Genomic DNA, 24,968 nt, shown 5'->3' on the forward strand with positions numbered 1-24,968 from the left:
TGGACCTTCGACCCCGTCCGCAAGCAGTACTACTGGCACCGCTTCTTCTCCCACCAGCCCGACCTCAACTACGAGAACCCGGCCGTCCAGGAGGAGATCATCTCCGCGCTGCGGTTCTGGCTGGACCTGGGGATCGACGGGTTCCGCCTCGACGCGGTGCCGTATCTGTACCAGGTCGAGGGAACGAACTGCGAAAACCTTCCTGCGACCCACGAGTTCCTCAAGCGGGTGCGCAAGGAGATCGACACGCACTATCCGGACACGGTGCTGCTGGCCGAGGCGAACCAATGGCCCGAGGACGTCGTCGACTACTTCGGCGACTTCCCCTCCGGCGGCGACGAATGCCACATGGCCTTCCACTTCCCCGTCATGCCCCGCATCTTCATGGCCGTCCGCCGCGAGTCCCGCTACCCCGTCTCGGAAATCCTCGCCAAGACCCCCGCCATCCCCGGCAACTGCCAATGGGGCATCTTCCTGCGCAACCACGACGAGCTCACCCTCGAAATGGTCACCGACGAAGAACGCGACTACATGTACGCCGAATACGCGAAAGACCCGCGTATGCGCGCCAACATCGGCATCCGCCGCCGCCTCGCCCCCCTCCTCGACAACGACCGCAACCAGATCGAACTCTTCACCGCCCTGCTGCTCTCCCTGCCCGGATCGCCGATCCTCTACTACGGCGACGAGATCGGCATGGGCGACAACATCTGGCTCGGCGACCGCGACGCGGTGCGCACCCCCATGCAGTGGACACCCGACCGCAACGCCGGCTTCTCCTCCAGCGACCCCGGCCGCCTCTTCCTCCCCACGATCATGGACCCCGTCTACGGCTACCAGGTCACCAACGTCGAGGCGTCCATGTCGTCGCCCTCCTCGCTGCTCCACTGGACCCGCCGCATGATCGAGATCCGCAAACAGAACAAGGCCTTCGGACTCGGCTCCTACACCGAACTCCCCTCCTCCAACCCCGCCGTCCTCGCCTTCCTGCGCGAGGCACCCTCGGTCGAGGGCGAGGAGGACGACGATCTGGTGCTGTGCGTGCACAACTTCTCGCGCTTCGCCCAGCCCACCGAGCTCGACCTGCGCGCCTTCAACGGCAGGCACCCGGTCGAGCTCATCGGCGGCGTGCGCTTCCCCGCCATCGGCGAACTGCCCTACCTGCTGACCCTCGCCGGCCACGGCTTCTACTGGTTCCGGCTCCGGAAGGAAGCCGGCTAGCACGCCGCAATTCCCCGCAAAGGACGTCGTCCGGAGCCCGACCAGGGTTCCGGACGCGGCCGTTGGCCCTGGTCACGTCATGACATGCCCGCCGAATCCCGGCCTTCGGCCCGGCGTCCAACAGATCCGGGCACACTCCCCGGAAGCCGCAACTGCGGCCGTCTCACCCCCTTCAAACCGCCGGAACATCACGTTTCGATAACGCGGCCTCCACACTTCATCCACACACTTCCCACCATGCGCACACACCCCTAATCTGATCTTGGCCGCCTCGACGGAGGCCACTCCCTGGGGGGGAGTTCACGGCATGCGCACAGCGCGGGAGTGGATGAGATTGTCCAGGCCAGGTACCGCTTTATAGCGGCTCTTCGTCACGGCGGACCGGTGCCCCGCACCGACGGGCGGCCTCATGGCCGGCCGGCCCCCGGCCCGACGTCGTGCGCATTTCGTGAAGACCGCGGCGACGGGACGACCCGGGAACCCGCTCTGTCTCCCGGACAAGGGCCCGTCCTGTCGCCGCCCTCCGTCCGACCCGCACTCGGACACGGAGATCCCGCGGACTCCGCGGCTCTTCCCCCAGCCGGCGCGGGGGATGCGCAAGCCCCCGAGCGACATTCCCCCGCGCCTCCCCGGAGGCTCCGCGACCTCGCTTCTCCGCGCGTCTCCGCGCGCTCCACAGGCCCGAACTCGTCCGCAGGAGAGAACAGTTGAAGCTGGCAGTACGCAGTGCGACGGCGGAGCCCGCCGGGACGCCGGCCGCCGAGCGGCCGCCCCGGCGCCGGCACTGGGCCCACCGGGTCCTCTCGGCCCTGCTGAGTCTCGTGGTCGTCCTGCTCGCCGTCGGCTTCGCGGTGGCGGCGGTCGCGGTCAAGTCCGGTAAATGGGAGGCCAGTTCGGTTCTCAGCGGCAGCATGGAGCCGAAGCTGCCGACCGGGAGCGTCGTGATCGCGCAGCGGGAGCCGGTGACGTCACTGAAGGTCGGTGACATCGTTATCTTCCACCGCCCGGACGAGCCGGACCGCCAGGTCGTCCACCGGATCGTGAAGATCACGCGCTCCGCGCAGGGCCCGGTCCTCGAGACCAAGGGCGACGCCAACCGGACCAAGGACCCCTGGCACGTCCGTCCCAAGGACGACACCGCCTGGATCGTCCGCCACGACGTGCCGTACATCGGCTACGTCGTCACCTCGATCCACACCGAAACCGGCTTCAGGGTGCTGCTCGGCGCGGCCGCCGTGCTGATCGTGGGCGGCACCGTCGTCCTGCTGTGGCGCCCGAAGAAGCCCACCCCACAGACCACCACCCCATAGGGCGACGGGATCCCTTCCCGTGACACGACGCCGGGCGGCACCCAGCCAGTGGGCCGCCAGGAGGAGCCGCGTCCTGCCCTGGGCGCAAGCCCGAAGCCTCACCCATCCAACAGAAGGGCCCACACCGTGGCCATTACCGCCAAGAAGAAGACGATCGCCGCCGCCGCGATCGCCGTCGGCAGCCTCGCCCTCATCGGCGCCGGCGCCGGCGCCACCTTCACCGACACGGTCACCGCGCAGACGGACCTGCGCTCCGGCCACGCCGACCTCAACATCGTCAAGGCCGAAGGCGCCACCTCGGCGTACGACGGTGTCGCGCCGCACGCCACCTACACCTGGGGCGGCACGTCGGCCTGGAACATCGTGTCCGGCAACTACGCCGTCCTCGAGGGCGAGCAGCTCCTGGGCTCCTCCACCAGCCGTCTGGTCACCAACTTCACCGTCGAGAACGACGGCACCGCCGGTGCGGGCGTCGCGTTCGACGTCGTGAAGAGCGGCGACCTGGGCGGCGCCCTCAACGTGAAGGTGACGCGCGTCGACGCCGCCACCGACACGACCTGGCTGAACAAGGGCGCCAAGGCCACCTACAAGGTGGAGATCGAGGTCAAGAACCTCGACAACTCCTGGCAGAACCTGACCGGTTCGGTCGCCGTCAAGGTCACCGCCACCTCCTGATCCACCCCCGCGTGAGTGGGCCGGAGCGGTTTCCGACCGCTTCCATCGGCCGGAACCTCCGGCCCACCCCGCGAAACGCCCTAGTCCAGTGACCACCGACCCGCCGTGGGATTGCCCTCCCGCGGCGGGTTCAGGCGCTGCACCCACCCTACGGGGACACCGGCCGGGCCGGGCGGACGCCCTCGCACGCCGGAGCCCCGCTCCCGAGAGGTCCTTCACATGGCCATTTCCAACAAGAAGAAGGCCGTCGCCGTCGCGGCGATCCTGGCCGGCAGCATCGGTCTGGTGAGCATCGGCAGCAGCGCCGTGTTCACCGACACCGTGACCGCCGAGTCCACGGTCAAGGCCGGTACGGCGAAGATCTCGATCCAGGCCGACGGCTGGGCGATCGGCGACGACGGCCACTCGGCCACGCTCGAGAAGCCGCTGCTGATCACCTCGTCGACGCAGGACATCGCCGTCCCGCTCAACAACTCCAACCTCACCGTCTGGAACCACGGCGACATTCCCGTGAAGTTCGACGCGAGCGTGGCGCGTACGGGCGACCTCGACGTCAAGGTCTCGCTGGAGCGCACCGGCGGGGACACCGACGGGTCCGACACGGTCGCGCCCGGCCAGTACGTCCAGTACCGCGTCGTCATCAAGGCCACGAACCTCGGCAACGAGTCCTCCGGCAAGACGGCCAAGGTCACCTTCCGCGTCGACGCCACCGCCTGATCCGGGCGCGTCCCACGCGAACCCCCAGCCCACCCGGTCCGCTCCGGCCCCGCGCCGGACGGGCCGGGTGGGCCAAGGCGTTCACCGCCATGGCACCCCTTCACCGGGGCGCAGACCCGACCCCAGCTCAATCAGAAGGGCGCTACACCAATGGCCATCTCCGACCGGAGAAAGATCGCGGCGGTACTCGTACTGGCCGCGGGAGGCATTGGCCTTGTCGGCGTGAGCAGCGGCGCCACGTTCACCAGCGCCGTGACAGGGTCCTTCACGGTCGAGGCGGACTTCCCTCCCACCCCGACACCCACGCCCACTCCCACTCCGACGTCCACCCCGACGTCCACCCCGACGCCCACTGCCACGTCCACCCCGACGCCTACTCCCACGCCCACTCCCACGAAGACCGCCAGGCTGCAGACCGCCGCCCTGAACTCCAGCGACTGGTTCACGAGCGCCGCCCCGGTCTTCACGTACAAGAACAAGGAGATCGAGTTCACCGGTAGCGGCGCCAAGATGGTCGGTGGCTTCACGGTGCGGAACACCGGTGACATCGACCTGTCGGTCACGGCCACGCTCAGCCTGCCCTCCGACCTCGTCGGGAAGGTCACGGCACAGGTCCGGCTGGTCAAGGGCACGACGGTGCTGAAGGCGGCGGCCGATCAGCAGGGTGAGTCCGCCGAGTACGAACTCTGGCTCACGCCCAGGAAGTCGGGCGACAAGATCTCCAAGGACCACGCGAAGGACATCCGCCTCACCTTCGCCTACACCACCGCCTGACCCGGGTCCCCCCGGTCCGGTCCCTCGTGGCACGGGCGGAGTGAACGGCGCACGGGTGTCCAGGTCTGGTGTCGCGCACCGGAATTGGACACCCTTGTGCCGTGTCCGAGGGAAATCTCCCGGGCCCACCCGACCGAAAAGGCCCCCGGGCGGGGCGGTTTCCACGGCGCCGGTCGGGGCACGCATACGTAACACCCCGACCACGGGGAAAGGACGCGACCCATGTCGGAAGCCGTCACACGCACCGCGCCCCCAGGTCCCGGCCTTCTGGCCTCCCTCGATCCCCTGCTGCGCGACTGGCTGCCGCGGCAGCGCTGGTTCGCCGGCAAGGGACGGCCCGTCACCGGCCTCTCGGCGGTCGCCGCCACCGAGTTGCTGCCGGCGAAGGGCCCGCTCGGGCTGTTCCACCTGCTGACGCGGGCCCATCAGCCGCCCGTGCCGGGCGCCCCGGCCGTCCCCGGCGACTGCTACCAGTTACTGATCGGTGTACGCGAGGCGCTGCCGCCGAGGCTCGCCCCGGCGCTGATCGGGCACCTGACCGAGGGGCCCCTCGCCGGACGCACGGTGTACGAGGCCCTGTACGACCCCCAGCCCGCCGATGTGCTCCTGGAGGCCCTGCGCTCCCGGGCCCGCATCGGCGGGCTGCGTTTCGAGCGGGACACCGGACGGGAGATACGGCCCGGCCTCGTACCGCGGATGATGACCGCCGAGCAGTCCAACTCGTCCGTCGTGTACGGGGACAAGTTCATCCTCAAGCTGCTGCGCCGCATCGTCCCCGGGATCAACCCCGACCTCGAACTGCCGCTGGCCCTGGCCCGCGAGGGCTGTTCCCGGGTTCCGGCACCCACGGCCTGGATGCGGACCGAGCTGTCCGGACAGTCGTACGTCCTCGGCGTGCTCCAGCCGTTCGTGCAGGGCGCCTCGGACGGCTGGGAGCTGGCACTGCGCGAACTCGCCAAGGGCGAGGACTTCGCCGCCGAGGCGCGGGCTCTGGGACGGGCCACCGCCGAGGTGCACACGGCGCTGGCCCGCGCGCTGCCCGTGGTGACCCTGGGCAACGCCCAGGTGCGGCCGCTCGTCGACGCGATGACCGAGCGGCTGGACGCCGCCGCGCACGCGGTGCCCGTGCTCCGGCCCCACGCACCCGGTCTGCGGACGGCGTTCGAGGCGCTGGCCGACCTGTCCGCCGAGGGCCACACGTGGACGGCGCAGCGCGTCCACGGCGATCTGCATCTCGGCCAGTGTCTGCGCTCCCCGGACGGCGGGTGGTCGCTCATCGACTTCGAGGGCGAACCGTCGAAACCGCTCGCCGAGCGCCGGATGCCCCAGCCCCCGGCACGTGACATCGCGGGCATGCTCCGCTCCTTCGACTACGCGGCCCACTCCGTGCCCCAGGCGCCGGGCGCGGCCGGGGCACCGGCGCAGTCCGGCTGGGCCGACACCTGCCGGGCCGCCTACTGCACCGGATACGCCGAGGTCAGCGGCTTCGACCCGCGCACGGACCCCGTATTACTGCGTGCCTTCGAGACGGACAAGGCGGTGTACGAGGTCGTGTACGAGGCCCGGCACCGCCCGGACTGGCTGCCGGTTCCGCTCGCGGCGGTACGGCGGCTGGCCGCATCACCCTGACCCCCCTGTGCCCTGCCCCCAGCTCGACCGCCCGAGGAGGCCCTGCCCGTGACGCCCCGCCCCCGGCCCGACGACACTCCGAAGAAGACCAGCGCGAACGAACCGGCCCCCGAAGACACGAGGCCCGCCGGGCGACCGGGGGCCGGCGGCGATGTCCCCGTCGCGCCGGCGCATCCCGCCGGTCTCGGCGCGGCGGACCGCCTGCGGCTGCTCGACGGCACGCACCACGATCCGCACGGGGTGCTCGGCGCCCATCCGATGCCGGACGGCGTCGCCTTCCGGGCCTTTCGCCCGTACGCGCTCGGGGTCACGGTCGTGACGGACGAGCTGCGCGCGGAACTGCGCGACGACGGGGACGGGTTCTTCTCGGGGCTGCTGCCGTTGCGCGCGGTCCCCGACACGTACCGGCTGGTCGTGGCCTACGAGGGGACGGTGCTGGAGACCGAGGACGCGTACCGGTTCCTGCCCGCGCTCGGCGAGCTGGATCTGCATCTGATCGGCGAGGGCCGGCACGAGGAGCTGTGGCGGGCGCTCGGCGCCGAGCCGATGGAGCACCAGGGCGTCACCGGAACGCGGTTCACGGTGTGGGCCCCGAACGCGCGCGGGGTGCGGCTGGCCGGAGGCTTCAACTTCTGGGACGGCACGGGCCATCCGATGCGGTCACTGGGCTCCTCCGGGGTGTGGGAGCTGTTCGTTCCGGGGATCGGGGAGGGCGAGCTCTACAAGTTCGACATCGCCCGCCCCGACGGCTCCCGCACCCTGCGCGCGGACCCGATGGCCCGCCGCACCGAGGCGCCGCCCGCCACCTCGTCGGTCGTCCACGCCTCCCACCACGAGTGGCGCGACACGGAGTGGATGGAGAGGAGGGCCGACCGGCCGGCCCACGAGGCGCCGTTCTCGGTGTACGAGGTGCATCTGCCCTCCTGGCGGCCGGGTCTGACTTACCGTCAACTGGCGGACCAGCTTCCCGCCTACGTCACGGACCTCGGCTTCACCCATGTCGAGCTGATGCCCGTCGCCGAGCATCCCTTCGGCGGCTCGTGGGGGTATCAGGTCACCGGGTTCTACGCGCCCACCGCGCGCCTGGGAACCCCGGACGACTTCAAGCACCTCGTCGACGCCCTGCACCGGGCCGGGGTCGGGGTTCTCATGGACTGGGTGCCCGCGCACTTCCCCCGCGACGAGTGGGCGCTCGCCGAGTTCGACGGCCGCCCGCTGTACGAACACGCCGACCCCCGGCGCGCCGACCACCCCGACTGGGGCACGCTCGAATTCGACTACGGCCGCCGCGAGGTCCGCAACTTCCTCGTCGCCAACGCGACGTACTGGTGCGAGGAGTTCCACATCGACGGCCTGCGGGTCGACGCCGTCGCCTCCATGCTCTATCTGGACTACTCCCGCGAGCCCGGCCAGTGGGTCCCCAACGAACACGGCGGGCGCGAGAACCTGGACGCGGTGGCCTTCCTCCAGGAGATGAACGCCACCGTCTACCGCCGCAATCCCGGTGTCGTCACCGTCGCCGAGGAGTCCACCGCCTGGGACGGCGTCACCCGGGCCACCCACCACACCGGCCCCGGAGGCTTCGGCGGTCTGGGGTTCGGGCTGAAGTGGAACATGGGGTGGATGCACGACTCGCTGGACTACGTGTCCCACGACCCGGTGCACCGCAAGTACCACCACGACGAGATGACCTTCTCGATGGTGTACGCGTACAGCGAGAACTACGTCCTGCCGATCTCCCACGACGAGGTCGTGCACGGCAAACGCTCGCTGGTCTCCAAGATGCCCGGCGACTGGTGGCAGCAGCGCGCCAACGTCCGCGCCTACCTCGCCTTCATGTGGGCCCACCCCGGCAAGCAACTCCTCTTCATGGGGCAGGAGTTCGCCCAGGGCGCGGAGTGGTCGGAGGCGCACGGCCCGGACTGGTGGCTCCTCGACCCGGCCTACGGCGCCGAGCCCGACCACCGTGGCGTGCGGGACCTCGTCCGCGACCTCAACACCGTCTACCGGCACGAACCCGCGCTGTGGGAACGCGACACGGACCCGTCCGGCTTCTCCTGGATCACCGGTGACTCGGCCGACGACAACGTGTTCGCGTTCCTGCGTCACGCGGCCGACGGCACCCCGCTGCTCGCCGTCTCGCACTTCTCCCCCGCCGTCCGCCACGGCTACCGCCTCGGCGTCCCCGAGGAGATCCCGGCCTGGCACGAGGTCCTCAACACCGACACCGCGAAGTACGGCGGCGGCGACGTCACCAACCCCGACCCGGTCAAACCCGAACCCACGGCCTGGCACGGCCGCGCGGCCAGCATCCAGCTCACCCTGCCGCCCCTCGCGACCGTGTGGCTGCGGCCCGCCTAGGACCCCTCCGGGTGGCGCGGTCCGCGCCCAGGTTCCCGGCGGACGCACCGCCGGGAACCGGGCGGGGCCTCACTCCAGACCCGTGCCGCGCAGCGAGGCCGGCAGCTCGCCGGTGTACAGGACGCCCAGCGACTGGGTGGCCCTGGTCAGCGCCACGTACAGGTCGCTCGTCCCGTACGACGCGGGCTCGACCACCAGGACGGAGTCGAACTCGAGACCCTTGGCCTGCCGGGGGTCGAGGAGGACGACCGTGTGGGTGAGGTCGGGTTCGCCGCCCGCCGTCACCCCGTCCAGGCGCGCGGCGAGCGCGGAGTGCAGGGCCCGGGGCGCGATCACCGCGAGCCGGCCCTCGGCCGGGGTCAGTTCGGCGACGGCCTTGGCGACCGCGCCGGGCAGGTCGTCCCCGGCCTCCCGCGCCCAGGGCCTCACCCCGGTGGACCGCACGGAGCGCGGCGGCTCGAACCCGGGGCGCTCGGCCCGTACGACACCGGCGGCGACGTCCATGATCTCGGACGGGGTGCGGTAGTTGACGCCGAGCCGGGTGTGCTCCCAGCGGTCCTGCACGTAGGGGGCGAGGATCTCCTCCCACGAGCCGACCCCGGCCGCCTCCGCGGTCTGCGCGGGGTCGCCGACGAGCGTCATGGAGCGCGTGGGGCTGCGGCGCATCAGCAGCCGCCACGCCATCGGCGACAGCTCCTGCGCCTCGTCCACGATGATGTGGCCGAAGGCCCACGTCCGGTCGGCGGCGGCGCGCTCGGCGGCGCTGCGGTGGTCGTCCTCCTCGTGCCGCTCGGCCATCCGCTCGGCGTCGATGATGTTGTGCGCGGACAGGATCTCGGAGTCCTCCTCGTCCTTGTCGTCGAACTCGTACGTCCGCGAGGCGTAGGAGACGTCCAGCACGCCCTGTGCGTAGGCGATCTGCGTACGGCGCTCCCGGTCGGCCAGCGCGCGGGCGACCCGGTCGTCCTCGCCGAGGAGTTCGGCCGCCTCGTCCAGCAGCGGGACGTCCGCGGCGGTCCAGTCGCGGGCCCCGGTCGAGGGGCGCAGGATGGCCGCCGCGTCCTCGTCGGGGACGTAGCCGTAGGGGTCGGCCAGGAAGTCGGCGATGAGCCGCCGCGGGGTCAGTCTCGGCCACAACTGGTCGATCGCCGACCAGACTTCGGGGTTCTCTGCGAGTTCGTCGCGGATCTGGGTGATGTCGCTGGGGTCGAGGAGGTTGGAGCCGTCGAAGGGGTCCGTGCCGATGCGTTCGGCGAGCATGTCGGTGAGGGTGTTGAGGATGTGGCCCTCGAAGTGTTCACGGGCCATGTTGTGGGGCAGACCGGCCGCGCGGGTGCGGTCCCGGGCGACCCGGACGAGGCCCGCGTCGAGCATCAGGACGTCCCGGTCGTGCTCGATGGCGATCACCGGGTCGGGCAGGGCCTGCCGGTCCCGGACGACCTCGGCGAGGACGTCGGCCATCCGGGCGCGGCCCTTCACGGCGGCCGCCTCCGGGGTGTCGGCGGCGGTCGCGTGGACGCCGGGGAAGAGTTCACCGACGGTGGAGAGCAGCACGCCGGTCTCGCCGAGCGAGGGCAGCACCTCGCCGATGTAGCCGAGGAAGGCCGGATTGGGGCCGACGATCAGGACGGCCCGCTTGGCGAGCAGTTCGCGGTGCTCGTACAGGAGGTAGGCGGCGCGGTGCAGGGCGACAGCGGTCTTGCCGGTGCCGGGTCCACCCTCGACGACCATGACGCCCCGGTGCGGTGCGCGGATGATCCGGTCCTGCTCGGCCTGGATGGTCTGCACGATGTCGCTCATGCGGCCGGTGCGGGCCGAGTTGAGCGCGGCGAGCAGCACGGCGTCGCCGGACGGGTCCTCGTGGCCGGTGCGTTCGCGGTCGCCGAGGTCGAGAATCTCGTCGTGCAGGTCGGTGACGTGCCGTCCGGCGGTGCCGATGTGCCGGCGGCGGCGCAGGCCCATCGGGGTGTGTCCGGTGGCCAGGTAGAAGGGGCGGGCGACCGGGGCCCGCCAGTCGATGAGGATCGGGGTGCGCTCGATGTCGTCGGCGCGGATGCCGATGCGGCCGATGTGGTGGCTGACGCCTGCGGCGGGCGCCCCTGCCACGGGGGACAGGTCGATGCGGCCGAAGCAGAGCGAGCCGTCCACGGCGTTCAGCGCGGCCAGCAGGCCCGAGCGTTCGGCGACCAGGACGTCTCGTTCGAGGCGGGCCTGCATGGGGGTGTTGCCCTGGGCGAGCGCGTCCTCGACGGAGTCCTCGGTGGCACCGCGCAAGGCGTCCACACGCGCGTACAACCCGTCGATGAATTCCTGCTCACTTCGCAGTTCATCGTCGGGGAATTCTGTGTGCGATCCCTTGTTTGACAATTCTGCTCCCGCCCGGATATACTGCGCCTACTGAACTTCTTCGCGACTCGAATCTTCGAAGTCGCGAATCATTGAATATACGCAAAGAAATCCCCCGGACGCAATTGTCCAGGGGATTTTTTGTGTGCCGGGCGCGCGCCGCCGGGGGCCTGGTGCCGGGTTCTCCGCCGGGTGGGCTCAGAGCACGTCGGCCAGCTCCTGGAGCAGCCGTCGCTTGGCCCGGGCTCCCACCATCGACTTCACGGGCTCACCGGCACGGAAGACCATGAACGTCGGCATCGAGAGCACGCCGTACGCCAGGGTCGTCTCAGGATTGGTGTCGACGTCGAGCTGGACCACCTTGAACCGGTCGGCCTCCTCGAAGGCCAGCTCGCTGAGCACGGGGCCCATCTGCCGGCATGGCGGGCACCAGTCGGCCGTGAACTCCACCAGCACGGGCAGATCCGAGCCGATCACCTCCGCCCCGAAGTCCGCGTCCGTCACCTCGGCCACGCCTGTCGCCCTGATCATCGCGTCCGCCCTCCCAGTTCGCACACGGGTTCCGGACCGCCCGGAACCTCCGCGTCGGCCGCCAGCTCGTCACGGGCCCGCTCCGCCCGCGCGAGCTGCTCGCCGACCTGCGCCCGCACCGACCGCAGCTCGTCGATGAGCGCGTCGAGCTCGCCGAGCTTGCGCCGGTAGACGTCCAGCGACGCCGGGCACGAGTCGCCCTCGGGATGTCCGGCCCGCAGACACTCCACGAACGGCCGCGTCTCCTCCAGGTCGAACCCGAAGTCCTGAAGCGTCCTGATCTGCCGGAGCAGCCGCAGATCGTGCTCGTCGTACGTGCGGTACCCGTTCTCGCCCCGCCGCGCGGGCAGCAGCCCCCGCGACTCGTAGTAGCGCAGGGTCCGCGTGGTCGTCCCGGCCCGTGCGGCCAGCTCGCCGATTCGCATGTCCCCGACGGTAGTCCTTGACGCCGACGTCAAGGCAAGGGTCCGCGAGGGGCGTCCCGGCGTGGGTCAGCGTGAGGTGCGCGGGAGCAGCGGCTTGCGGTCCACCGGGGACGACAGCACGATCGAGGTCGTCGTCCGCCCCAGCGCGGAGGTCTGTTCCAGGACGTCCTCCAGGTGGATGGTGTCCTCGACGGCGACCTTGAGGATCCAGCAGTCCTCGCCGACGACGTGGTGGGCCTCGGTGACCTCGGGGCGGGCCAGCAGTTCCAGCGTCCTCGGGTGCTTCAGCGTGTACCCGCCGTGCGGATCGACGCGGATGAAGGCCTGGATGCCGTAGCCGAGGCGGGACGCCGAGACCTGGGCGCCGTAGCCGGTGATCGCTCCGGCCGCCTCCAGCCGGCGCACCCGCTCCGCGACGGCGGCCGGGCTCAGCCGGACGCGGCGGCCCAGCTCGCTGAGTTTGATGCGGCCCTCGCTCTGGAGCAGTTCCAGGATCTGCCGGTCGAGCGCGTCGAAGCCCACCGGCGTTTCGCCGGAGACGGCGCGCGGATGCCGTGTTTCTTTCGGTGCGACTGCCGGATCTCCCATGTCTCCCCCTTCGGTCCCGGCCCCTGCGACGGGAGAATTATGACCACAGGCCGAAGCACCGTGAACGCCCGGCGAAACGGTGCCCGGCACGGGGAGCGGTACGCACGGGTGGCCGCGGCACGGGTGCGGGGAATGGGGGAGGGCGACGTGCGGGAGATCTGCGTCATCGGCGGGAACCGGTATTTCGGAAAACGTCTCATAGCCCGGCTCGTGGCGGCGGGCGACCGGGTCACCGTCGTCAATCGCGGCTCCTCCGCGCCGCCCGCCGGGACGGTCCATCTGATCGCCGACCGCGACGACGAGGAGTCCCTGGAGAAGGCGCTGGGGTCACGGGTGTTCGACGTCGTCGTCGACCAGGTCTGCTACACGCCGCGGCAGGCGGAGATCGCCCGCCGGGTCTTCGCGGGGCGCACGCGCCGGTACGTGATGACGTCGACCGTCGAGGTCTACGAGTACGAGGACACGGCGGACCCGGTCGGCGAGGACGCCGTCGACGCCCGCACCATCGCCGTCGACCCCGGACTCCCCTGGGACGACGCGGAGTTCCTGGACGCGCACTACGGCGAGGGCAAGCGGCAGGCCGAGGCGGTGTTCGCGGCCGCTCCCGCGTTCCCGTACGTGGCCGTGCGCGTCGCCCATGTGCTGGGCGGGGCCGACGACTTCACGGGCCGGCTGGAGCACTACGCCGACCGGATCGGCGCGGGCGAGGCGATCGCGGTGCCCGCCGTGAACCACCCGGCGACCTACATCCACGTCGAGGAGATCGCCGACTTCATGTTCTGGACGGTCGGCGAGGACTTCACCGGCCCGGTCAACGCGGCCTCCCACGGGACGCTGACCACAGGGGAGTTGTGCGAGGCGATCGCCGCGCGCGTCCCGGCGGGCCGGACGGTCCTGGAGGCCGTCGAGGTGGGCGGGATCTCCCCCTTCTCCTTCCGCCGTTCCTACGGCATGGACAACTCCCGGGCCGCGCGGCTCGGTTTCCCCTTCGGCGAGGCGCGGGCCTGGCTGCCGCGCGCCGTGGCCGAGACGCTCGGAAAGGACGACTGACATGCGGTACCGCACCCTGGGCGGGCTCCGGGTGAGCGCGGTGGGGCTCGGCGCGATGCCTTTGTCCATCGAGGGACGGCCGGACGAGGGCCGGGCCCTGGCGACGGTGCACGCGGCCCTCGACGCGGGCGTCACACTCGTCGACACGGCGGACTCGTACCACCTGCCCGGCGGCGAGGCGGGCCACAACGAACGGCTCGTGGCCCGCGCCCTGGCGACGTACGGGGGTGACACCGCCGACGTCCTGGTGGCCACGAAGGGCGGCCGGGGCAGACCCGCGGACGGCTCCTGGACGGTGAACGGATCCCCGCGTCACCTCAAGGCGGCGGCCGAGGCCTCCCTGAAGCGGCTGGGCCTGGAGGCGATCGGCCTCTACCAGCTCCACAAGCCCGATCCCGCCGTCCCCTTCGAGGACTCCGTGGGCGCCCTGCGGGAGCTGATCGACGCGGGCACGATCCGGCTGGCCGGCGTATCCAACACCGACGCGGACCAGATCCGCCGGGCCCACGCGATCCTCGGCGACCGGCTGGTCTCGGTCCAGAACCGGTACTCCCCCGCGGTGCGCGACAGCGACCCGGAACTGCGCCTCTGCGCCGAGCTGGGACTCGCCTTCCTGCCCTGGAGCCCGCTGGGCGGCATCTCCCGCAGTTCCCTGGACGGCCCGTCCGGCGGCGGGAGCGCCGACGGTTCGCGGGAGCGGTTCGGGGCCTTTCGCGCGGTGGCGCGGGAGCACGCCGTGAGCCCTCAGCGGGTGGCCCTCGCCTGGCTGTCGGCACTCGCCCCCACGGTCATCCCGGTCCCGGGAGCCTCCCGCCCGCAGAGCGCCCGGGACTCCGCCCTGGCCGCCGACCTGGTGCTGGGCCCGGAGGACCTGGCCCGGCTGGACGCGGCCGGCCCGCTCAGACCATGACCCCGGCGGACTCCTCCACCTCCAGCAGGGACGCGCTCTGCCGCTCCGCCTCGAACGCCCTGTGTCCGCCGCGCAGGCCGAACAGCCGTTTGGCGAGGGCGATGTAGAGGACGGCCAGGATGTTCAGGACCAGCGTCGCGATCTTCAGCCAGCTGATGTGCTCGGTGAGCTCGTAGATCTCCAGCGGGAGGAACGCGGCGGTGGCGACGACCGTCAGGTACTCGGCCCAGCGCTTGGCGTACCAGAGCCCGACCGCCTCGATGATCTCGACCAGCGCGTACGCCAGCAGCAGGCCCGCGACCAGCAGCAGCGTGGAGTGCTTGTAGCCGAAGGTCTTCTGGATGGTGCCGACGACGGGCGAGTGGTCGAGGTCGTAGTGGAAGTGCCGGAAGACCGGCCTGAGGACGTCGAGGTACTCGTCGAACAGCCTGCGCACGGCGTCCTGGCTGTTGCTGAACTTCCACACGGCGGCGGCGACCAGCACGATGAACACTCCGCGCACGGCCCGCTCGATCGCCAGGAAGCGCAGGATGAACAGGTCGCGGAGCACCTTGCCGCGCGGGACCAGGGGTGCCTCGGCGGCCGGTCCGCTGCCGTGCGGGGCGCCGAGCGCGAAGTCGCCGCAGCGCAGGCAGCGCCAGACCTCCCCGAGCGCGGTCTCGGCGTGCAGCCGCACCCGCAGACGCGGGTCGTCCGGCGCGTAGGTGACGTGCCCCTTGCGCGCGCACGTGCGCCGGTCCCAGTCGATCTTCATGCTCGGTGTCCTCCGCAGAACGTGCCGTGCCGTGCCGGACGGTCCGGCACGGCACGGTAGTGCATGTTCTACGAGACGGCGGCCCGGGGGGTCACGGTTCCGGCGTGATCACCATCGCCCTCCGCACCCCCGTCGCCGGCCGGAGCGACCCCTTCTTCCGCACCGCCGGACTCGGTCTCGGACTCGGTCCCCGTCTCGGTCTCGGTCTCGGTCTCGGACTCGGACTCGGGCTCGGTCCGGGCCTCCGGTTCGGGCCCGGCCTCGCCCTCCGTGCCCTCCGTGCGGGTCCCGCGGGGCAGCAGGACCGCCACCAGGACGGTGCCCACGCCCAGGATCACCGCTCCGACCAGGCTGGTGTGCGCCACGGCGTCCGAGAAGGACGAACCGACCGCGTCCGCCATCTGGCGTGCCCCGTCGGCGAGTTGTCCGGCCTGCGCCTTCAACTGGGCCGCCTGTTCGGCGTTCGAGGACTGCGCGGCCTGCTCGCCGAGCGCCCGGGCCTTGTCCCCGATGCCCTGGGCGACGGCGTACCCGGCGCCCACCGAGTCCTGGGCCGTGGACAGGGCGCCCGCCGGGAGCTTGCTGCCCGCGGTCGCGTCGGCGAGGTGCGAGGAGTACGAACTCGCCAGCACCGAGCCGAGGATGGCGATGCCGAGCGAGCCGCCGAGCTCCAGCGAGGTGTCGTTGACCGCGCCGCCGACGCCCAGCTCGGACTCGGGGAACGCGCCCATGATCGCGTCCGTGCAGGGCGAGAGGGCCAGCCCGATGGCGAGGCCGAGCATCACGAGGGGCAGCACGAGGTCGCCGTACGCGAAGGAGGCGTCCACGCGGGTGAGCAGCGCCAGGGCCGCCGTGCCGCCGACCATGCCCGCGGTGACCGTGAACTTCATGCCGACGCGCGGGGTGAGGTACCCGGTGAGCGCCGAGCCCACGAAGACGGCGCCGGCGAGCGGCAGCATCCGGACGCCGGTGTCCAGCGCGTCGTAGCCGAGGACGAACTGGAGGTGCTGGGTGAGGTAGTAGAAGGCGCCGAAGACGGCGAGGAAGAAGAGGGCGACGGCGAGGTTCGAGCCGGCGAAGCGCCGCTGTCCGAAGCGTCGTACGTCGATGACCGGACGCGGGTGGCGCAGCTCCCACAGGACGAAGAGAAGCAGTCCGGCCCCGGCGACCACGGCGGCCGTCACGGCCTTGACGCCCCACCCGAAGTGCGGGCCCTCGATGATCATGTAGACGAGGGAGCCGATCCACACGACCGAGAGCAGCCCGCCGACGTAGTCGATGCGGTTGTGGTGCGCGGCCCTGGACGGCGGCACCAGGACCAGGGCTCCGACGATGGCGAGCGCGGCGATCGGCACGTTGATCAGGAACGTGGACGACCAGCCGTGGTGCTCCAGCAGGGCACCGGCGACCAGCGGACCGGCGGCGATGGCGAGTCCGGCGGTGGCGGTCCACAGGACGATCGCCTTGGCCCGCTCGGCGCGCGGGAAGGTCGCGGCGAGCAGGGAGAGCGTCGCGGGCATGATCAGCGCGGCGCCGACGCCCATGACGGCACGGGCCGCGATGACCCCGGTGGAACTGCCGACGAGCGAGCCGGCGATCGCGCCGCCGCCGAAGACGACGAGGCCGAGGACGAGCGCGCCGCGGCGGCTGTACTTGTCCCCGATGGCGCCGAGCAGCAGCATCAGGGCGGCGTACGGAACGGTGTAGCCGTCGATGACCCATTGCAGGTCGGCGCTGGACAGGCCGAGGTCCTGGGTCATGTCGGGTGCCGCGACCGTGAGGGCGGTGTTCGCCATCACGATGATCAGCAGGCTCAGGCAGAGCACCAGCAGCGCCCACCACCGCCTGGGGTAGGGCCGGTCCATCCTCTCGACCGGTTCGTTCATGACGAGACGCATGGCTACGGTCGCCCTTCCTTCGTCGACGGGCGCGGAGATCGTCCGCACCAGGACTTGCACAGTGGAGTGCAAATGCACAACGCTGTGCAAGATACGAGATTGCACAGCGCTGTGCAAATGACGGAGGTGGAGGCCCGGTGGAAACAGGACAGGAGGTCGCCCGGAGGGCGGGCAGAATGGCAGCCATGACCACGGGTAACCCGAGCCGCGCCGATGTGAACCGCCGCCGCATCCTGGACGTCGCACTCGCCGAACTGCTGCGTGACCCCGACGCGTCCATGGACCAGATCGCGCGGGCGGCGGGCGTCGTACGGCGTACGGTCTACGGGCATTTCCCCAGCCGCGAGGCGCTGGTCGGCACCCTCACCGACGAGGCCGTGGCGGCGGTCGCGGCGGCGCACGCGGCGGGCCGCGAGGGAATCGCGGACCCGGCCGAGTCGCTGGCCCGCTCGACCCTGGCCGTCTGGGAGATCGCCGACCGCTACCGGCTGCTGGTCGCCCTCGCCCAGCGCAGCGTCACCATGCAGGGCATCCGCGAGCGTCTGACGCCGGTCCGCGAGGCCTGTGCGGAGATCCTCCGGCGCGGCCTGGAGCAGGGCGTGTTCGCCTCACCGCTGCCTCCGTACGCTCTGGCGTACGTCCACGAGCAGACCCTGTTCGCCCTCATGGAGGCCGTGAACGACGGCCTCCTGGCGGCGGAGGAGGCGGGCGGTTCCGCCACGGTCACCATGCTGACCGCTGCGGGCGTACCCGTCTCGCGTGCCACCGAACTCGTGGCGAAGCTGAACGGCTGAGTCCCCGGAGGCGGTCAGGGACCTCCGGGGACCGGGCCGTCGCCGGCCGTGCGCCGGGCGGCCGGGCCCGTGGGGGACGCCCTGCCGCCCGGCATCCCGGGGCCGGTCGGGCGGGGAGTGCCGGACCCGGTCCCGGGAGCTCCTGGGGCGCGCCCCGAGGCGCGCCGAGCAGGCGTGAGTTCGCGGTCGGGATCTAGGCCGTGGCGGGCTCCTTCTCGCCGCCCTGCTCCGGCACGTCCGCGTGGACGTCGGCGGGGCCGGAGTCGTCCAGCAGGGTCTTCTCGTCGAAGGGGATGCGTCCGGCGAGGACCTCGGACACCCGCTCCCTGTCGATCTCCTTCGTCCAGGTGCCGATCAGGACGGTGGCCACGGCGTTGCCGGCGAAGTTCGTCAGCGCGCGGGCCTCGCTCATGAAGCGGTCGATGCCGACGATGAGGCCGACGCCGTCCACCAGGGCGGGCTTGTGCGACTGGAGGCCCCCGGCCAGCGTGGCCAGGCCCGCCCCGCTGACGCCCGCCGCGCCCTTGGAGGCGACGAGCAGGAAGAGCAGCAGCGGGATCTGCTCCCCGACCGACATCGGCGTGCCCATGGCGTCGGCGATGTAGAGCGAGGCCATGGTCATGTAGATCATCGTGCCGTCGAGGTTGAAGGAGTAGCCGGTCGGGACGGTGATGCCCACCACCGACTTGCCGACGCCCAGGTGCTCCATCTTCGCGATGAGCCGCGGCAGGGCGGACTCGGAGGACGAGGTGGACAGGATCAGCAGGAACTCCCGGCCCAGATACCTGAGGAACGTGAGGATGTTCAGGCCCGTCACCACGCGCAGCAGCGTCCCGAGCACGATGAAGACGAAGAGGAAGCAGGTGACGTAGAAGCCGAGCATGAGCACGGCGAGACTCTTGAGCGCGTCCAGGCCCGCGGAACCGGTGACGGCGGCGATGGCACCGAAGGCGCCGAGCGGGGCGGCCCACATGACCATGGCGAGGATGCGGAACACGAGCCGCTGGATGTGCTCCACCCCGCGCAGGACCGGCTGCCCGGCCGTTCCCATGGCCTGGAGGGCGAACCCGGTGAGCAGCGCGACGAGCAGGGTCTGCAGGACCTGGCCCTCGGTGAACGCCGACACCATCGTGGTCGGGATGATCGAGAGCACGAAGTCGACCGGCGGCAGCGCCTCCGCCGACACCTGGCCCTGCCCCGCCTCCTTGACCGCGTCGGTCATCGCCAGGCTGCTGCCCGGCTCCAGGATGTTCCCGACGACCAGGCCGATGGCGAGCGCGACCAGCGACATGACCAGGAAGTAGCCGAGCGCGATACCGCCGACGGCGCCGACCTTGGCTGCCTTGCGGACCGAGCCGATGCCCAGCACGATCGTGCAGAAGATGATCGGGGAGATCATCATCTTGATCAGGTTCACGAAGCCCGTACCGATGGGCTTGAGCTCGACGGCGAAGTCGGGGGCGATCAGCCCCACCGCGATCCCGAGGATCACGGCGCCGATCACGGCGATGTACAGATAGTGCGTGCGGTCCCGTCTGGCGGCGGGTGCGGCAGGTGCGGTCTGCGGCGTGCTGGCCACGGCTGCCCTCCTTGACGACGTCGTCGGCATCATCCGGCGTGCGGCTCACGTCCGGCGGAACCCGGCGTGCGGCTCACGTCCGGGGGATCCGGGAGGCGGGGCTCCCGGGGGGATGAGGGGACTATCTCCCGGCGTGTGAGGGCGGTCACCCTTCCGTTCATTGAGTTCACGCGCACCCCGAGACATCCGCTTCGCCCCGGGGCGTCCGCCTCGTCACACGCCCCTGGGGCACTTCCTCGGTCGCGCACCCCTGCGGAACCCGCTTCGTCAGGCACACCTGCGGCACCCTTCGCCACGCACACCTGGGGCGCCCCGTGTCACACGGCTGGGGCGCCCACGCCGGAGGAAGGCACACTGAACGGCATGCGTCTCCCCCGTGTCCCGCGACCGCGCAGCCTGGCCGGCCAGCTCTTCGGCATGCAGGCCGTGCTCATCGCGGTCCTCGTCGCCGGGTACGCGCTGTTCACCTACGTCAGCGACCGCGGCCAGGCCGAGGAGGCCGCGGGCCGCCAGGCGATGGCGGTCGCGCGCTCGGTCGCGGACGCCCCGTCCGTCCACGCGGCCATCGGCACCGCGAACCCCACCGAGCGGCTTCAGCCGTACGCCCTGCGCGTCCAGCGCCACACCGGCGTCGACTTCGTGACGATCATGGACCGGCGCGGCATCCGCTGGACGCACCCCGAGGAGCAGCAGATAGGCAGGCACTTCCTCGGGCACACCGCTCCGGCGCTCGCGGGCAGGTCCTTCACGGAGACGTACACGGGCAGCCTCGGCCCCTCCGTGCGCGCCGTCACCCCCATCCGGGACGGCGGGCGGATCATCGGCCTGGTCAGCGCCGGCATCAAGGTCGAGGCGATCACCGAGCGGGTCCAGGACCAGGTGACGGCGCTGATCGGGGTCGCGGCGGGCGCGCTGCTGCTGGGCGCCGTCGGCACGTACGTCATCAACGCGCGGCTGCGGCGCTCCACCCATGGCATGAACGCGGCCGAGCTGAGCCGGATGCACGACTACCACCAGGCCGCGCTGCACGCCGTGCGCGAAGGGCTCTTGATGCTGGACGGGCAGTTCCGGGTGGCGCTGATGAACGACGGCGGGCGGGAGCTGCTCGGCGTCACGGACGACGTGGTCGGCCGCTCACCGGCCGAACTCGGGCTGCCCGCGCCGCTGACGGGCGCGCTGCTGTCGGCGGAGCCCCGCGTGGACGAGGTCCATCTGACGGACACCCGCGTGCTGGTCGTGAACACCTCCCCGGTGTCGGGCGGCGAACGCCGCGGAACGGTGGTCACCCTGCGGGACGTGACCGAGCTCCAGTCGCTCACGGGGGAGCTGGACTCGGAGCGCGGTTTCACCCAGGCGCTGCGCTCGCAGGCGCACGAGGCGGCGAACCGGCTGCACACGGTGGTCTCCCTGATCGAACTGGGCCGCGCCGAGGAGGCCGTCGAGTTCGCCACGGCCGAGCTGGAGCTGGCGCAGGCGCTCACCGACGAGGTGGTCTCCGCGGTCGGCGAACCGGTCCTCGCCGCGCTGCTGCTGGGCAAGGCGGCCCAGGCGAACGAGCGCGGGGTGGAGCTCGTGGTCTCCGAGGACAGCGGCATCGACGACGGACTGCTCCCGGCCTCGCTGACCCCGCGGGACCTGGTCACCGTGCTCGGCAACCTGATCGACAACGCGATGGACGCGGCGCGCGGGACGGTGGGAGCCCGCGTCACGGTGACGGCGTTCACCGAGGAGTCGGCCCTGGTGCTGCGGGTCGCCGACACCGGGCCGGGGGTGGACCCGGCCCATACCGAGCGGGTCTTCCAGCACGGCTGGACCACGAAGCCCTCGGGCCCCGGCGGGCGCGGTCTCGGCCTGGCCCTCGCGCGCCAGACCGTGAGCCGGCACGCGGGAACCCTCACGGTGCGCGAAGGAGCCGACGGCGGAGCCGAGTTCGAGGTACGCCTGCCGCTCCCGACCCCACCCGAGGCTCCGGTCCCGGACCCGGACCCGGCCACGGCCACGGCCACGAACGCTTCCCCGGCCACGGACCCGAACCTTTCCACGGCCACGGACCCGGCCCCGAACCCTTCCCCCGCCACGGCCACGGCCCCTTCCCCCGCCACGGGCCGGTCCGCGGGCCCGGGCCCCGCCTCGCACCGGACCCCCGACGCCGCGGCGGTGCCCCGCGTGCCCGGCGCCCGGTCGTCCGCCGCCGTTCTGCCGGGAGGCGCCCCGTGACCGAGCCGATCCGTGTGCTCGTCGTCGAGGACGACCCGGTGGCCGCCGACGCGCACGTCCTGTACGTCGGCCGGGTGCCCGGCTTCACCGCGGTGGGCAAGGTCCACACGGGTGCGCAGGCGCGCCGCGCCCTGGAGCGGACGCCCGTCGACCTGCTGCTGCTCGACCTGCACCTGCCGGACACGCACGGCCTCCAGCTCGCCCGGTCGCTGCGCGCGGCCGGCCACCGTGCCGACGTCATCGCGGTCACCTCCGCGCGGGACCTGGCGGTCGTACGGGAGGGCGTGTCGCTCGGGGTCGTCCAGTACGTGCTGAAGCCGTTCACCTTCGCCACCCTGCGCGACCGGCTGATCCGCTACGCGGAGTTCCGTGCGGCGGCCGGCGAGGCGAGCGGCCAGGCCGAGGTGGACCGCGCGCTGGCCGCGCTGCGGGCTCCCGGCCCGGCGGCGCTGCCCAAGGGGCTGAGCGCGCCGACCCTGGAACGGGTGACCGTCGCCCTCAGGGACCACGCGGGCGGACTGACGGCGGCCAAGGTCGCGGAGGCCGTCGGCATCTCCCGGATCACGGCCCGGCGCTATCTGGAGCACCTGGTGGAGGCGGGCCGCGCGGCCCGGGCCCCGCAGTACGGGACGGTCGGCCGGCCGGAACTGCAGTACCGCTGGGTGAAGAGCTGACCCGGCGGCCGGGTGAGGAGCCGACCCGCCGGAGGCGGCCTCCCACCGATGGGCCGCCGGCCGACCGGCGACCGCGCGTTCCCGGCCAACTCGGCTTCCCCTTGCGTGACTTGCACCCCTGCGCGAGTCATTGACCTGACATCCGCACAGCTTTACGTTCGGCGGGCAGACAACTCGGCTCCACGACAACGATGTCGGTCCGTAGGAGGTCCTGCCCGTGCGCCCCACCGCCGCCCCCGCTCTCCTCGCCACGCTGCTCGCCGCGACGGCGCTCACCGCCTGCGGATCCGGGTCCGGAAGCGATCCCGACACCGTGAAGGTGTCCTACAAGCAGTCCACGGACAACTCGATCCGGGTGATGGACACCTATCTCGGCGAGATGAAGAGGCAGTTCGAGAAGGCCAACCCGGGCAAGAAGGTCGAACTCGTCCCGATCAAGGCCCCGGACTCCGAGTACTACACGAAGCTCCAGCAGATGCTGCGGTCGCCGAGGACCGCGCCCGACCTGGTCTACGAGGACACCTTCCTCATCAACTCGGACATCACCAGGGGGTACCTGAAGCCGCTCGACGCGTACCTGGACAAGTGGCCCGACTGGGACCGGTTCATCGGCACCGCGAAGGCGGCGGCCAAGGCGCAGGACGGCAGGACGTACGGCGTCCCGGACGGCACGGACACCCGCGGACTCTGGTTCGACAAGGGGATCTTCGCGAAGGCCGGACTGCCGGCCGACTGGCGGCCGAAGACCTGGGACGACGTCCTCTCGGCCGCCCGCACCATCAAGCGGAAGGTCCCCGGCGTCACCCCGCTGAACGTCTACACGGGCAAACCGGCGGGCGAGGCCGCCACCATGCAGGGCTTCGAGATGCTGCTGTACGGGACCGGTGACGGCACCCGGGATCCGCTGTACGACGCGTCGTCCAGGAAGTGGATCGCCGGCGGCCAGGGTTTCAGGGACGCCCTCGGGTTCGTCGAGACGGTCTACAAGGAGAAGCTCGGCCCCGATGTCGCCGACGCGCTCGACCCCAACTTCGCGACCAGCGTGCGCGGTGAGCTGCTGCCCAAGGGCAGGCTCGGCATCGACCTCGACGGGAGCTGGCTCCCGCAGGACTGGCTGAAGGGCTCCGGCCACGAGTGGCCCGAGTGGTCGGCGAAGCTCGGTCTGGCCCCCATGCCCACCCAGCACGGGCAGGCGCCCGGCAAGGTCAGCATGTCCGGCGGCTGGACCTGGTCGATCCCGTCCAAGGCGGCCAACCCCGACCTGGCCTTCTCCTTCGTCAAGACGATGCAGACGACGGAGAACGCCCGGAAGTGGTACATCGCCAACTCCGGCATCGCCGTCCGCGACGACGTCGCCGCCGACCCCGAGTACGTGAAGGCCCAGCCCGGCATCAAGTTCTTCACGGACCTGGTCGCCAGCACGCACTACCGGCCCGCCTACCCGGCGTACCCGAGGGTCTCGACCGCCATCCAGGAGGCCATGGAGAGCGTGACGACCGGCGACAGTTCGGTCGCCGAGGCCGCGAGCGCCTACGACGAGGAGCTGAAGACCGCCGCCGACGGCCGGGTGACCCGCGGGTGAGCACCGTCGCGAAGGCAGCCTCCCCGCCGGTCCGGCCGCCGGGAGCGGGCCGCGCTCCCCGGCGCCGGGGAGGCCTCGCGCGCTCGCTCGTCCGGACGCTCCCGCTCGCCCCCGCCGTCGCCCTCCTGCTCCTGTTCCTCGCGGGCCCGATCGCCTACTGCGCCTACATCGCGTTCACGGACCTGCGGCTGACGGGCCAGGCGCACGCGTCGTTCGTCGGCCTCGACAACTTCCGGACCGCTTTCCACGACGCGGAGTTCGTCAACGCCGTATGGCTGACCCTGGTGTTCACGGTGCTGTCCTCGCTGATCGGCCAGAACACCCTGGGACTCGCGCTGGCCGCGCTGATGCGGCGGGCGTCCCGGCCGGTGCGCACGGTGACCGGCGCGGTGGTCGTCACGGCGTGGGTGCTGCCGGAGGTGGTCGCGGGCTTCCTGCTCTACGCGTTCTTCCGCCGCGAGGGCACCCTGAACGCCCTCCTCGAACAGCTCGGCCTCCCCTCCCAGAACTGGATGTTCACGCTGCCGATCCTGGCGGTGTCGTTCGCGAACGTCTGGCGCGGCACGGCGTTCTCGATGCTGGTCTACTCGGCGGCGCTGGGCGAGATCCCGAAGGAGATCACGGAGGCGGCCGAGGTCGACGGGGCCGGAGGCTGGCGGCGGATGTGGCACATCACGCTGCCGATGATCCGCCGTTCGATCGGCACCAACCTGATGCTCAACACCCTCCAGACGCTGTCGGTGTTCGGGCTCATCTGGGTGATGACGCGAGGCGGGCCGGGCGGCCGCAGTCAGACCCTGCCGCTGTTCATGTACGAACAGGCTTTCCAGAACAGCATGATCGGGTACGGGACGGCGGTCGCGCTGCTGCTCCTGGTGGTCGGTTCGCTGTTCTCGCTGGTGTACATGCGGCTGCTGCGGACGGAGGTGTGAG

Annotated in this window: 21 protein-coding genes; 14 read left to right on the forward strand and 7 right to left on the reverse strand. The window is 71.5% G+C overall.

Annotation, left to right across the window (positions count from 1 at the left end; all coding sequences use genetic code 11):
• The 7 genes from treS to glgB form a co-directional block, all read left to right on the forward strand.
• The coding region (treS, locus tag ACFRIC_RS19375) for a maltose alpha-D-glucosyltransferase (RefSeq protein ID WP_382787249.1) at positions 1-1,221 on the forward strand (1,221 nt) is incomplete at its 5' end.
• Positions 1,222-1,928: 707 nt separating this feature from the next.
• On the forward strand, positions 1,929-2,531 hold the full coding sequence (locus tag ACFRIC_RS19380; protein ID WP_382787251.1) for a signal peptidase I: 603 nt from the start codon (positions 1,929-1,931) through the stop codon (positions 2,529-2,531).
• 126 nt (positions 2,532-2,657) lie between these two features.
• Positions 2,658-3,206, forward strand: a complete 549-nt coding sequence (locus ACFRIC_RS19385) for a hypothetical protein (RefSeq protein WP_382787253.1) — start codon at positions 2,658-2,660, stop codon at positions 3,204-3,206.
• A 219-nt stretch (positions 3,207-3,425) separates the two neighbouring features.
• A complete protein-coding gene (locus ACFRIC_RS19390) occupies positions 3,426-3,923 on the forward strand; it encodes a hypothetical protein (RefSeq protein WP_382787255.1) in 498 nt (165 codons plus the stop codon).
• A gap of 150 nt (positions 3,924-4,073) precedes the next feature.
• Positions 4,074-4,697: a hypothetical protein gene (locus ACFRIC_RS19395; protein ID WP_382787257.1), complete on the forward strand. Its 624-nt coding sequence runs from the start codon at positions 4,074-4,076 to the stop codon at positions 4,695-4,697.
• 222 nt (positions 4,698-4,919) lie between these two features.
• The gene (locus tag ACFRIC_RS19400) at positions 4,920-6,326 is read left to right on the forward strand and encodes a phosphotransferase (RefSeq protein WP_382787259.1); all 1,407 of its coding nucleotides are present in this window, start codon (positions 4,920-4,922) and stop codon (positions 6,324-6,326) included.
• Between the two features lie 48 nt (positions 6,327-6,374).
• Entirely contained in the window at positions 6,375-8,687 is a 2,313-nt protein-coding gene (glgB, locus tag ACFRIC_RS19405; protein ID WP_382787261.1) for a 1,4-alpha-glucan branching enzyme, read from the forward strand.
• 69 nt (positions 8,688-8,756) lie between these two features.
• On the opposite strand, the gene ACFRIC_RS19410 is transcribed toward glgB, so the two are convergent.
• The 4 genes from ACFRIC_RS19410 to ACFRIC_RS19425 all read right to left on the reverse strand — a co-directional run bounded on the left by ACFRIC_RS19410 (position 8,757) and on the right by ACFRIC_RS19425 (position 12,577).
• Positions 8,757-11,072, reverse strand: coding sequence for a HelD family protein (locus ACFRIC_RS19410; RefSeq protein ID WP_382788016.1), 2,316 nt, complete (start codon positions 11,070-11,072; stop codon positions 8,757-8,759).
• Positions 11,073-11,231: 159 nt separating this feature from the next.
• On the reverse strand, positions 11,232-11,564 hold the full coding sequence (locus ACFRIC_RS19415) for a thioredoxin domain-containing protein (RefSeq protein ID WP_355762299.1): 333 nt from the start codon (positions 11,562-11,564) through the stop codon (positions 11,232-11,234).
• On the reverse strand, positions 11,561-11,989 hold the full coding sequence (locus tag ACFRIC_RS19420; RefSeq protein ID WP_328448005.1) for a MerR family transcriptional regulator: 429 nt from the start codon (positions 11,987-11,989) through the stop codon (positions 11,561-11,563). The genes ACFRIC_RS19415 and ACFRIC_RS19420 overlap by 4 nt, the downstream gene beginning before the upstream one ends.
• Before the next feature lie 66 nt (positions 11,990-12,055).
• Entirely contained in the window at positions 12,056-12,577 is a 522-nt protein-coding gene (locus ACFRIC_RS19425; protein ID WP_382787264.1) for an Lrp/AsnC family transcriptional regulator, read from the reverse strand.
• A 132-nt stretch (positions 12,578-12,709) separates the two neighbouring features.
• Between ACFRIC_RS19425 and ACFRIC_RS19430 the strand changes: the two genes are divergently transcribed.
• Positions 12,710-13,627 carry an NAD-dependent epimerase/dehydratase family protein gene (locus ACFRIC_RS19430; protein ID WP_382787266.1) on the forward strand — a complete coding sequence of 306 codons (918 nt, stop codon included), beginning with the start codon at positions 12,710-12,712 and terminating at the stop codon, positions 13,625-13,627.
• Position 13,628: 1 nt separating this feature from the next.
• Positions 13,629-14,537: an aldo/keto reductase gene (locus ACFRIC_RS19435; protein WP_382787268.1), complete on the forward strand. Its 909-nt coding sequence runs from the start codon at positions 13,629-13,631 to the stop codon at positions 14,535-14,537.
• Here the strand turns inward: ACFRIC_RS19435 and ACFRIC_RS19440 are convergent.
• Together ACFRIC_RS19440 and ACFRIC_RS19445 are read right to left on the reverse strand one after the other, a co-directional pair.
• Positions 14,527-15,291 carry a DUF2127 domain-containing protein gene (locus ACFRIC_RS19440; protein WP_382787270.1) on the reverse strand — a complete coding sequence of 255 codons (765 nt, stop codon included), beginning with the start codon at positions 15,289-15,291 and terminating at the stop codon, positions 14,527-14,529. The two genes, ACFRIC_RS19435 and ACFRIC_RS19440, sit on opposite strands and share 11 nt — an antisense overlap.
• Positions 15,292-15,359: 68 nt before the next feature.
• Positions 15,360-17,189, reverse strand: a complete 1,830-nt coding sequence (locus ACFRIC_RS19445) for an MFS transporter (RefSeq protein ID WP_382787272.1) — start codon at positions 17,187-17,189, stop codon at positions 15,360-15,362.
• A 176-nt stretch (positions 17,190-17,365) separates the two neighbouring features.
• Between ACFRIC_RS19445 and ACFRIC_RS19450 the strand changes: the two genes are divergently transcribed.
• On the forward strand, positions 17,366-17,983 hold the full coding sequence (locus ACFRIC_RS19450; protein WP_382787274.1) for a TetR/AcrR family transcriptional regulator: 618 nt from the start codon (positions 17,366-17,368) through the stop codon (positions 17,981-17,983).
• A gap of 193 nt (positions 17,984-18,176) precedes the next feature.
• Here ACFRIC_RS19450 and ACFRIC_RS19455 read toward each other — a convergent pair whose 3' ends face one another.
• Complete coding sequence (locus ACFRIC_RS19455) at positions 18,177-19,592, reverse strand: cation:dicarboxylate symporter family transporter (protein WP_382788018.1); 1,416 nt, start codon at positions 19,590-19,592, stop codon at positions 18,177-18,179.
• A gap of 333 nt (positions 19,593-19,925) precedes the next feature.
• On the opposite strand from ACFRIC_RS19455, the gene ACFRIC_RS19460 reads away from it, so the two are divergent.
• The 4 genes from ACFRIC_RS19460 (at position 19,926) to ACFRIC_RS19475 (ending at position 24,967) form a co-directional block, all read left to right on the forward strand.
• A complete protein-coding gene (locus ACFRIC_RS19460; RefSeq protein ID WP_382787276.1) occupies positions 19,926-21,779 on the forward strand; it encodes an ATP-binding protein in 1,854 nt (617 codons plus the stop codon).
• Positions 21,776-22,453, forward strand: coding sequence for a response regulator (locus ACFRIC_RS19465; protein WP_382787278.1), 678 nt, complete (start codon positions 21,776-21,778; stop codon positions 22,451-22,453). The genes ACFRIC_RS19460 and ACFRIC_RS19465 overlap by 4 nt, the downstream gene beginning before the upstream one ends.
• A 211-nt stretch (positions 22,454-22,664) precedes the next feature.
• The gene (locus tag ACFRIC_RS19470; protein ID WP_382788020.1) at positions 22,665-24,035 is read left to right on the forward strand and encodes an extracellular solute-binding protein; all 1,371 of its coding nucleotides are present in this window, start codon (positions 22,665-22,667) and stop codon (positions 24,033-24,035) included.
• On the forward strand, positions 24,032-24,967 hold the full coding sequence (locus ACFRIC_RS19475; RefSeq protein ID WP_382787280.1) for a carbohydrate ABC transporter permease: 936 nt from the start codon (positions 24,032-24,034) through the stop codon (positions 24,965-24,967). The genes ACFRIC_RS19470 and ACFRIC_RS19475 overlap by 4 nt, the downstream gene beginning before the upstream one ends.
• The last annotated feature ends 1 nt before the right edge of the window (position 24,968 follow it).

The sequence above is a fragment of the Streptomyces sp. NPDC056738 genome, assembly GCF_042790435.1.
In the GTDB taxonomy this organism is placed as follows: Bacteria; Actinomycetota; Actinomycetes; order Streptomycetales; family Streptomycetaceae; genus Streptomyces.

Coding starts and splice junctions, on each gene's coding strand:
- ACFRIC_RS19435 (WP_382787268.1), top strand. CDS start 13,629: ATGCGGTACCGCACCCTGGGCGGGCTCCGGGTGAGCGCGGTGGGGCTC.
- ACFRIC_RS19445 (WP_382787272.1), bottom strand. CDS start 17,189: ATGCGTCTCGTCATGAACGAACCGGTCGAGAGGATGGACCGGCCCTAC.
- ACFRIC_RS19415 (WP_355762299.1), bottom strand. CDS start 11,564: ATGATCAGGGCGACAGGCGTGGCCGAGGTGACGGACGCGGACTTCGGG.
- ACFRIC_RS19395 (WP_382787257.1), top strand. CDS start 4,074: ATGGCCATCTCCGACCGGAGAAAGATCGCGGCGGTACTCGTACTGGCC.
- ACFRIC_RS19400 (WP_382787259.1), top strand. CDS start 4,920: ATGTCGGAAGCCGTCACACGCACCGCGCCCCCAGGTCCCGGCCTTCTG.
- ACFRIC_RS19430 (WP_382787266.1), top strand. CDS start 12,710: ATGGGGGAGGGCGACGTGCGGGAGATCTGCGTCATCGGCGGGAACCGG.
- ACFRIC_RS19460 (WP_382787276.1), top strand. CDS start 19,926: ATGCGTCTCCCCCGTGTCCCGCGACCGCGCAGCCTGGCCGGCCAGCTC.
- ACFRIC_RS19455 (WP_382788018.1), bottom strand. CDS start 19,592: ATGCCGACGACGTCGTCAAGGAGGGCAGCCGTGGCCAGCACGCCGCAG.
- ACFRIC_RS19425 (WP_382787264.1), bottom strand. CDS start 12,577: ATGGGAGATCCGGCAGTCGCACCGAAAGAAACACGGCATCCGCGCGCC.
- ACFRIC_RS19420 (WP_328448005.1), bottom strand. CDS start 11,989: ATGCGAATCGGCGAGCTGGCCGCACGGGCCGGGACGACCACGCGGACC.
- ACFRIC_RS19440 (WP_382787270.1), bottom strand. CDS start 15,291: ATGAAGATCGACTGGGACCGGCGCACGTGCGCGCGCAAGGGGCACGTC.
- ACFRIC_RS19450 (WP_382787274.1), top strand. CDS start 17,366: ATGGCAGCCATGACCACGGGTAACCCGAGCCGCGCCGATGTGAACCGC.
- ACFRIC_RS19390 (WP_382787255.1), top strand. CDS start 3,426: ATGGCCATTTCCAACAAGAAGAAGGCCGTCGCCGTCGCGGCGATCCTG.